This window comes from Sporolactobacillus terrae DSM 11697 (assembly GCF_000648615.1).
Taxonomy (GTDB): domain Bacteria; phylum Bacillota; class Bacilli; order Bacillales; family Sporolactobacillaceae; genus Sporolactobacillus; species Sporolactobacillus terrae.
Genome location: NZ_JFZC01000032.1, coordinates 22,307 through 31,361 on the forward strand (window position 1 = coordinate 22,307; position 9,055 = coordinate 31,361).

Below are 9,055 nucleotides of genomic sequence, written 5' to 3' on the forward strand. Positions count from 1 at the left end.
GAGGAAACATATGGCTTTTCTCGAATTACACGACATTCACAAAGCATATTTTTTAGGGAAAGAAAAGTTTCCTGTCCTGAAGGGGATTGACCTCCAACTCGAACGCGGCGAATTCGTTTCGATATTAGGCGAATCTGGGGGCGGTAAATCAACCCTGATGAACATCATCGGCGGATTGGATCGTAAATTTACCGGTCAAGTAACGGTTGACGGAAAGCTGCTGGACCATACTAAAGAAAAACAGCTGGATAACTACCGTCGCCGTACGATCGGCTACATTTATCAATCGTATAATCTGATTAGTCACCTCAACATTGTCGAAAATGTTTTAGTCTCTTTAGATATGACGACGCTGAACGGCGGCCAGCGAAAGGAACGGGCAATCGCCTTACTGAAAAAGGTCGGCCTGGGCCAGCATTTGAAGAAACGCCCGAGTCAACTTTCCGGCGGTCAAAAGCAGCGCGTGGCCATTGCTCGTGCGCTGGCCAGCGATCCTGAAATTATCATTGCAGACGAACCGACAGGCGCTTTGGACTCCAAGAACACCGCAGAGGTTCTCAAGCTCTTGGAACAAATTGCTGAGGAAGGAAAATTGGTTATCGCCGTCACGCACTCCCAAGAGGTTGCCAACCACGGCACACGCATTGTTCATCTTACCGATGGAAAAATCGATGGCGACACACGGCTCAAACCCGCCTATGAAGTGCTGACTGACGCTCAGAACGACTTTCAGGCAAAAGCGCTTTCTGCAGGGGCAAGTTATAAAAATGCGTTCAAACACCTCACCTTTAATTTCTGGCGTAATTCACTTATTATGCTGGGTACCGCGATCGGTCTGTTCGCCGTGCTGCTCTTTAGCGGTTTAGGCAATGGGGTCAATGCTTTTATTCAAGACCAAATCAATTCAATGGTCAATCCGAATTCGATTACAGTGATGAAGAACCCGACAGGTAAGAAAATGGGCAGCGCTGAACTGCAGCAGTCCATGCAGCAATTTGCCAGTGACCCATCGAAGCTGCTGATCACAGACGATCAGGTTGACCGTCTACGCGATTTAAAACACGTGGACAAGGTTGAACCGGGTTATCAGCTCAGCACATATACCCTGTCCTATAACAAAAAGAATTCAAACAGCTCAGGAATCCAGACGTGGACAAAAGCGTTTGCCGACGACACGGTTGAAACGGGCCGTGTACCCGGAGACAACGAGATTGTAATTAATAAGAACGAGGCAATCGCGTTGACAAGCGCCAAGTCGTACAAGAAACTGCAAGGCAAAACGATCAACCTCACGTTGCAATGGATTAATGAGAAAAACCAGCCGATTCAGATCAAGGGAAAACTTAAGGTTGTTGGATTTGTTAAAAGTGGACAGGCAAGTTTGCCGGCAATAACGAACTACCACACCATGCGTGAACTGATCGAAAAGAGTAAAGGTGAGACAAAAGCGAACTTTGTCTCCGTCAATGTCACCGATCCGACCTATGTCAAAGGGGTCGCGAAAACGATTCAAGGATTGGAAGATAACGGAAAATACACCTATGGTGCAATTACCGTCGGCGACATTTTGGACACGGTAAATCAATACGTGCAAATCGCCTCGATCGTGCTCTCAGCAATTGCCGGCATTTCACTCGTGGTTTCTGCCCTTATGATCATTGTGACCATGTATATGTCTGTATCGGAACGGACGAAAGAAATCGGCATTCTGCGTGCACTCGGACAACGTAAGAAGGATATTCGTCGACTGTTTACCGCTGAGTCGATTCTGATCGGCTTGTTCTCGGCAGCTCTCGCACTAATCTTTGCTTACGGATTCAGCGCTCTGCTCAATCACTTGCTCTATAATATTGTTAAATTCAACATGGTTCAGATTTCAGTAGCGAACATTATTTCAACAGTCATCATCGCTCTGGTGATCTCGTTTATTGCCGCACTGTTGCCAGCAAGACGCGCTTCACGACTGAATCCGATTGACGCGCTGTCCGCTGATTAATTATCCATAAACAGTGTTCGAGCTACTCATTAAAATCGTTAAAGTTCAAAAAACAAGCGCCCTACCGCAATTCGGCAGGGCGCTTGTTTTTTGTGAACTTACTTTTTGAGCAGATTGATGTTTTCATAGTAATGAACAACTGCTTTAGCAATCGGATCCTCTGCTTCGAGACCGCTTACATCATGAAGAACCGTATACACGCCTTTTTGTTTCAACTGCCGTTGCAGACTTTCTGCCTCCGCATCCTCACTGTAATCGAAATGCAGCGCTGCAGCCATGACTTTCGCAAGATGTGTGAACGACAAACCGAGTTTCTGTGCTTCACGTGCCGGTTTTACCAGACGGTCTTCGGCGCCCAGTTTGCGCAATGGTGAGCGACCGACACGGGTTACGTCATCATTTAATTTCGGATTCTGGAAACGGTGCAGAATCTTTTCAATATACTGTTCATGTACCTCAGGCTTAAAGCCGTACTGCTTAATCAGATAGGCTCCGGTTTCCTCAATTGTTGCTTTAACGTCCTGATACAGTTCCGGATCCTGCAAGGCTTGATGAATCTTCTTTTTCCCCGCTTGGTAGCCGAAATAAGCGGTGGTCGCGTGACCGGTATTTACCGTGAACAGTTTGCGCTCAATGTACGGCGCAAGATCCGGTACGATCTGCATCCCTTTTACTTGCGGCAATTGTTCGTTCGATTCAACGATCCATTCACGATAGTCTTCAACGAGTACATCGAGCAGTTCATCATTGTGCTGCAGCGGAACAATACGGTCAACCGCTGAATTTAAGAAGAAGACGTTGCCTTTTAGCTTTTTCGTCGTTGCTTCATCAAGTGCTTTCAATACTTCCTTTTTTAACAAATCGGTCGCGTTGATCTGATTTTCGCAAGCAATCACATAGATTTTTTCAGTTGTATGCGTCAACCGTTCTTTTAGTCCTTTGGCGATCAGTGGCGCGATGAACGGCAACACTTTCGGCCCGATTGCCGTTGTCAGATACTCCGCCTTACCAATTGTTTCAACAACTTGATCCGGGTTCGTTTTGCTGTTGATTCCGGAAACGTTGGTAATCGTGACCGTCTCTGGATGCTCAGCAGCGGTTCTGACCTTATAGGTTTGCTTTTCGTTTAATGCATGAATAATCGGCTCTGCGATATCCACAAACGAAACGTGGTAGCCTGATTCTGAAAATAAAGCGCCGATAAATCCTCTTCCAATATTGCCTGCACCAAAATGTACAACTTCCTTCATGATCCTCATTCCTTTTCATTTAAATTTATGAATCAGTAGTTGATAAAAATTGGCTTCCAATTTGGCACGGATCGTCGTTTCATTCGCTGAAGCGAAAATCAGCGTGCTTTCACGATCGTCGACTAATGAGCTACTTACGGTACGAATCACTTCTTGCTCCATCGGATGCAGCGATTCAGGGGCAAGCAGGAGCAGGATGTTGCGCACCGGTATCCTGCCGCCGTTCATCGCCGCAAGCTCGACCGGTTCGTTGAGATGAGCGATGCAAAAGCAGAGTGAGTGAACGGCGCGATCACGGCAATGAAACAGGGCCATGTCGGTACCTGGAATGCCAAGACCGGCGAGTTGTTCTCGCTCGATCAATCGGCAGAGCACGCGCGAAACATCACTGACAATCGAATCATCTGCTGCTTGTGATAACAGCATCTGCAAAATCGCTTGAGTCGTTTCGGCACCTTTGGGACGAATCACTTTAAAAGTTTTCATTATCGCGCGAATACCCGCTTGAAGACGATCGATCTCATCCATGAGTTGCTCCAACGAATGATCGCCCGTTTCTTCTTGAATTTGCTCCTGATCCGTCAAAAACAGCGATTGTCCCTGCTTGCCTATGAGTCGGTCGGTCACCTGTTTAATTGCCTCAATATCGGCCTGGCTAAGCAGTGGATTGACAAACAGGCATGGGATCTTCTGTTTCGGCAAATGGACCGTCGACAGGATCAAGTCAAAGTGATTGAGTTCAAGCTTCTCCATATCATGAATAGAGGCAATCTTAATTGAATAAAGCTCTTTCATTTCCTTTTTCAGGCGTGACGCCAGCATTTTCGATGCGCCGATTCCGGTCGGACAAACAACTAATGCACGAATGTTTCGTTTCTGTTTGCGTTGCTCCAATGCCGAACCGAAATGCAGAACAATGTAGGCAATTTCATCATCAGGAAAGCGAATGGATTGAAAGACCTCCCGCAGCGAGTGCTCTATGATCTGAAACAGAACGGAATATTGAGTCTTGATTTGTTTTGTAAGCGGGTTCACGGATGCCAAATCCTTACGAATTCGAAACAATGATGGTTCAAGATGCGCCATTAATCCTTGAAACAGTGAAAAGTCATTGGTCAAATCCATATGAAGCGCTTGCGACACATGCTGGATCAACTTTTTAATCGCTTTTCCAGTAATCACTTGGTCAAAATAGATCGATTCCGCATTCTGCAGCCGCGATCCCTTCAGCAGTGTGACCATAAATGCCTTTTCCTGTACCGGCAAGTCGATCCGCAGCTGATTTTTAACAATAGCGGCGATTTTCCCAATAAAAGGCAACGCTTCCATTTCTGTGCTGATTGATTCGTCCTGATCGTCATCCTGAAGCGGATGACCGGATGCGTAGCGCTGAACAGCGATACACACCTGGATTAGAAAACTGATGTAGTCACTGTCGGCAAGCTCTGCATAGAGTGTTTTCATATTGCTTTTCATCGCCTGATCAATCACAATCAGATGATTGGCCTTAAAATAATGAAGAACGAGCTGATCTTCTGCCAACGTCTGATGATTGAGCTGAAAAATCGCTTCAATCAAATTCTCGTTAAAATAGAATAAATAGAAATTAGCCAGTGCTGTGCGTTTCGCCCGTTCCGACCCAATCAATTGAATGCCAACGCCGCGTTTCCGTGAAAGTGTTATCCCAAAGTCATTCGTCCAGTCGGATAAATCGTCCAAATCACTTGTGAGTGTAGTGGATGAGATGGCCAGATCATGAGCAAGCGGACCCGTTTTCATCGATTCATCGCTTTGAAACAATTTCACAAACAAGAGCAGCTTTCGTTCCTTCGCCGAAAGGTCGACCGGCTGCACGTTCGACAACGCCTGAACCAGCTTGAAAATCGCCTGATTCGCCCCTTGGATGCGAAGACTTTTGTCTTTATTTTGAACCAGCTGCAAGCCCTGCGACGTCAAAAGTCGTTCAATATTTTTCAGATCGCGCCGAACCGTACGCACGCTCACCTGCAAATAACTGGCTATTGAAAGAGCCGAATGCTTGCCGCTTGTTTTCAAGAGCAGCTCTAAAATCATTTTTTCCCGGTTCGTCAAGACCATCGGATTCATCCGCCTTTTTTCTTCAATCGTAGCACAGTGATGGAGCGATTACCCGCGGGAACAATCACGCATTTTGCGCGACTGCATGATTAATCACCGTGATCAGTTCATCGACCGATTGTGCGCGAACCATTTCACCAACGTTAATGACATCCGAGCAGGCGACCGCAATTTTAGACAGAATTTCCAAGTGGCTGTTGTTCTTTCCAGCAATGCCGAAGACGAGCCGGACCTTGTTTCCGTCAAAATCAACGCTGTCTGGAATCTGAATGATCACAATACCGGAAGCCAGCACTTCTTTTTTCACTTCTTCTGTGCCATGCGGAATGGCAATTCCGTTGCCCATATACGTCGACATGAGCCGGTCGCGAGCGATCATCCCTTCGACATAGGAGGGTTTTACATAGCCGCCTTCTACCAGTTTCTGTCCGGCAAAGCGAATCACTTCTTCTTTGCTTTTAAACGATTGATTGATAAACACATTTTCTTTTCGAAGAATATCACCGTCAACAAACGGCGCAACGCTTGATTCTTCCGCTGCCTCCGGCTCTGCTTTTTCGCCTTTGCTTAATTGATTGATTAACAGGTCATAGGATGGGCTGCTTAAGAAATTATCAACCGACACATGATAAGCATCCGGTGCTTTTTCTTTTGCACGCGGCGTCAGCTCAGACTGCGTGACGACGATCTGTGCATCGCTTGGAATGGAACTTACCGCTGTATTGGTGACATTGATCGCCAGACCGGCGGCTTTCACCTTTTTTCTCAACAGTGAAGCGCCCATCGCGCTGGAACCCATGCCGGCATCACACGCGAAGACAATCTTCTTCACCGCTTGTGGATCGAGCGTCTTCGAATCGGTAAGCACACCGGAAACGCGGCTCTTCTTGCCTTTCATGCTCTCCATTTTCCGGGTTGCTTCTTCAAGGTTTTCATTACCCGCTTTATCGGTTTTCAAAATGAGACTGCCGATCGCAAAAGAGACGATCGTCGCAACGCATACAGCCGCAATATTTGCCGCAAAGCTGCCAAAGGATTTCGGTGTTACGGCGAGCATAGCGATAAAGCTGCCTGGTGAAGCCGGACCAACCAGCCCGCCTTTCAGCGTAACCAGTGTAAAAATACCACTCATACCGGCAACGATTGTTGCAATGAATAAAAGCGGTTTCATTAAAATGTAAGGGAAATAGATTTCATGAATTCCGCCAAAGAAATGAATGATCGCCGCACCAGGTGCAGACTTCTTCGCATTGCCTTTGCCGAAAAAGCTGTAAGCAAGCAGAATGCCGAGCCCAGGACCTGGGTTTGCTTCAAGTAGGAAAAGTACCGAACTTCCGTACTGACGTGCCTGCTCAACCGCAATCGGTGTTAATACACCATGGTTGATGGCGTTATTCAGGAAGAGTACCTTACCGGGTTCAATGAACAAACTTGCAAGCGGAAGCAAGCCTGCGCCAACCAGCCTTTCAACACCGGATGCCAGAGCGGCACTGACCGCATCGACGACCGGCCCGATACCGAGAAAAGCAAGAATGGCAAGCAGTGCGCCGAGAATGCCGGCTGAGAAATTATCAACGAGCATTTCAAATCCGGTTTTTATTTTGCCCTCAACCATTTTATCGAATTTTTTAATGACATAACCGCCGAGCGGCCCCATAATCATCGCACCGAGGAACATTGGGATATCGGTACCGATAATGACACCGGCTGTTGCGATTGCGCCAACCACGCCGCCTCGATGATCAAAGACTAATTTCCCACCGGAATAACCAATCAGAATTGGAAGCAGATAGGTTACGGTTGGATCAACGAGTTCTGCTAGTGCCTTGTTCGGCAGCCAGCCAGTTGGAATGAAAAGTGCTGTAATCAGTCCCCATGCGATGAAGGCGCCGATGTTCGGCAGAATCATTGAACTTAGGAAATTACCGAACTTCTGAACTTTAACTTTTACACCTGAACCTGCAGACATAGGTGTTACCTCCTTTGTTTGTTGCCTGAAGTCGTGAATCGACGTGAACGGTTTTCAAAGTGACCTTTTTCACGTAAGCGCTTTCTGGTTTAACAAAAATAAAACCCTCGCACTTTGCGATACGTTATGAAACAGCCTTTATATTAAGCGCTTACATATGGTGCTATCTGAAAGCCTCTTTGCTACATATTTATTATACGGAGCCGCAGTGGTCTGAGGCAAGACAAACTAAAACCAGTTTTGCCAACCAATTGATGACAAAACTGGGTTAATAAGCAGCAACCGACGCTGCATCAATCAAAGAAGTACAAGGCGGATTGTCTTGCACGCTCCAAGTAGGTGAACCAGGTAAGCTCAGTCCATAGGTTTAATTGTCTTCTCCCTTTGGATAAATGAATTTAAAAAATAGACTTGCAAAGATGCAGGACAGAACAAAGGTTATCGCACTGGAAACTAAATCATGTAAAAGTGAATACGTCGGATCGGATTTTGCAAAATAGAGATGATCGATAAATCGTCCAAGTACTGAAACAACGGAGTAGGTGAGCAATAGAAGAAAGGTGAATTTTTTTGCATTGCTTTTTTTCACACGTATCCCCCCGGATTAGTTCGAATGCTTCATCATTTAGTGTAAAATAATTGATCATTCGCAGCAATGCAGATTTCTCCCCATCGTTCTTCCATTTTCAGCTGTAATGCGCGCGAAACAAGGAGCGTCCACGAAAAGCGGTACGCCTGCCGAAGCAACACGTACCGCTTTTTTTTATGCCTGTTTTTGAAGTCGTTCTTCTGTCCGGTCGGTCTCCTGATTGATCGGGAGCAGGCGGACGGACTGGATCAGCTCATCCAACTTGCCTTCAATCCGGTGCAAGAGGAAAAAGGTGACGACAGCCGGAAAACCGACGTCCTTAATCATTGAGAACCACACCTCCATGCGAAAGCCTCCTTTCCACGTCGATCGAAAAGCCGGAGCATGCAATGCATATTCGCCCCGGCTTCTGACCAAACCGTTATACCTCCAATTCAATTGGTGTTGTGTTGTTTTCCGAAATGCGCGCCGACTTAAGGGCAACAAGCTCGCCGCCAGTCGACTGGAACACCTGCTCCGCGAGGATTGTATTCATCGCAGCTTTAATCGCAGCCGGATCCGCCGGTTCAACCGGATCATTCAATGACAAGGTCACACTTTTTCCTTCGGCATTCAAAAAAACGAGATTCAGTTTTTTCATTCATTGATCCCTCCTTTCTCTGATGGACTTGTCCATCGTTTTGGTCAGGCTAGAATGTCGGTCGTGTCGTTGCGTTCGACGGAAATCAGTTCATGCTGCTGAAGTGGCGCAAGTTTCTGCGCAATCGTCAGCAGACTGTCCGGAGCCGCCTCCGCTTTAATATTGCGGAACGATTTACTTAGCGTCACCGGCTTTCCCTGATCATCCAAGCCGCCGTTCAAATTCATCACGAATACCGATGCAATGATTTTGCTCGTTGCCATCTTTATCACCTCCCACATTTAAGAAGTAGGAGGTGCGGTTTTAAAATGGTGAGCACAATTGAAAAAGATGAACGCTTCTATTCTTTGATACTGCTTTTAAGCGGTTTGCTACGACTTTTGGCTTGTTTGATACAAAATTGACTTCGTTTGATACGACTTTTCTCTATGTGTAAAATGTTTCTCGGGGGATAAATTTGATGTGGGCGTAAGAGGATGCGATGGCATGCAGTTCTTTCTTTATTTCTTTTTAG

8 protein-coding genes are annotated in these 9,055 nt (G+C 46.5%); 1 reads left to right on the top strand and 7 read right to left on the bottom strand.

The annotated features are described in order from the left end of the window. Positions 1-10: 10 nt before the first annotated feature. Entirely contained in the window at positions 11-1,996 is a 1,986-nt protein-coding gene (locus AA84_RS0105255; RefSeq protein WP_028976341.1) for an ABC transporter ATP-binding protein/permease, read from the top strand. A 98-nt stretch (positions 1,997-2,094) separates the two neighbouring features. On the opposite strand, the gene AA84_RS0105260 is transcribed toward AA84_RS0105255, so the two are convergent. The 7 genes from AA84_RS0105260 to AA84_RS0105290 all read right to left on the bottom strand — a co-directional run bounded on the left by AA84_RS0105260 (position 2,095) and on the right by AA84_RS0105290 (position 8,804). Continuing rightward, entirely contained in the window at positions 2,095-3,246 is a 1,152-nt protein-coding gene (locus AA84_RS0105260; RefSeq protein WP_028976342.1) for a mannitol-1-phosphate 5-dehydrogenase, read from the bottom strand. A gap of 15 nt (positions 3,247-3,261) precedes the next feature. Then, complete coding sequence (locus AA84_RS0105265; protein ID WP_028976343.1) at positions 3,262-5,343, bottom strand: BglG family transcription antiterminator; 2,082 nt, start codon at positions 5,341-5,343, stop codon at positions 3,262-3,264. A gap of 64 nt (positions 5,344-5,407) precedes the next feature. Beyond that, a complete protein-coding gene (locus AA84_RS0105270; protein WP_028976344.1) occupies positions 5,408-7,312 on the bottom strand; it encodes a PTS mannitol transporter subunit IICBA in 1,905 nt (634 codons plus the stop codon). A 367-nt stretch (positions 7,313-7,679) separates the two neighbouring features. Next, entirely contained in the window at positions 7,680-7,901 is a 222-nt protein-coding gene (locus AA84_RS0105275; RefSeq protein WP_028976345.1) for a hypothetical protein, read from the bottom strand. A 174-nt stretch (positions 7,902-8,075) separates the two neighbouring features. Further along, positions 8,076-8,246, bottom strand: coding sequence for a YvrJ family protein (locus AA84_RS17135; protein ID WP_010025201.1), 171 nt, complete (start codon positions 8,244-8,246; stop codon positions 8,076-8,078). 76 nt (positions 8,247-8,322) lie between these two features. Next, a complete protein-coding gene (locus AA84_RS0105285; RefSeq protein WP_028976346.1) occupies positions 8,323-8,541 on the bottom strand; it encodes a DUF2922 domain-containing protein in 219 nt (72 codons plus the stop codon). Positions 8,542-8,585: 44 nt separating this feature from the next. Then, complete coding sequence (locus tag AA84_RS0105290) at positions 8,586-8,804, bottom strand: DUF1659 domain-containing protein (RefSeq protein ID WP_010023995.1); 219 nt, start codon at positions 8,802-8,804, stop codon at positions 8,586-8,588. Positions 8,805-9,055: the final 251 nt, after the last annotated feature.

What these genes read in the sequence shown, in the direction of transcription:
- AA84_RS0105290 (WP_010023995.1), bottom strand. Translation starts at nt 8,804, where the DNA reads ATGGCAACGAGCAAAATCATTGCATCGGTATTCGTGATGAATTTGAAC.
- AA84_RS0105255 (WP_028976341.1), top strand. Translation starts at nt 11, where the DNA reads ATGGCTTTTCTCGAATTACACGACATTCACAAAGCATATTTTTTAGGG.
- AA84_RS0105260 (WP_028976342.1), bottom strand. Translation starts at nt 3,246, where the DNA reads ATGAAGGAAGTTGTACATTTTGGTGCAGGCAATATTGGAAGAGGATTT.
- AA84_RS17135 (WP_010025201.1), bottom strand. Translation starts at nt 8,246, where the DNA reads ATGGAGGTGTGGTTCTCAATGATTAAGGACGTCGGTTTTCCGGCTGTC.
- AA84_RS0105285 (WP_028976346.1), bottom strand. Translation starts at nt 8,541, where the DNA reads ATGAAAAAACTGAATCTCGTTTTTTTGAATGCCGAAGGAAAAAGTGTG.
- AA84_RS0105270 (WP_028976344.1), bottom strand. Translation starts at nt 7,312, where the DNA reads ATGTCTGCAGGTTCAGGTGTAAAAGTTAAAGTTCAGAAGTTCGGTAAT.
- AA84_RS0105265 (WP_028976343.1), bottom strand. Translation starts at nt 5,343, where the DNA reads ATGGTCTTGACGAACCGGGAAAAAATGATTTTAGAGCTGCTCTTGAAA.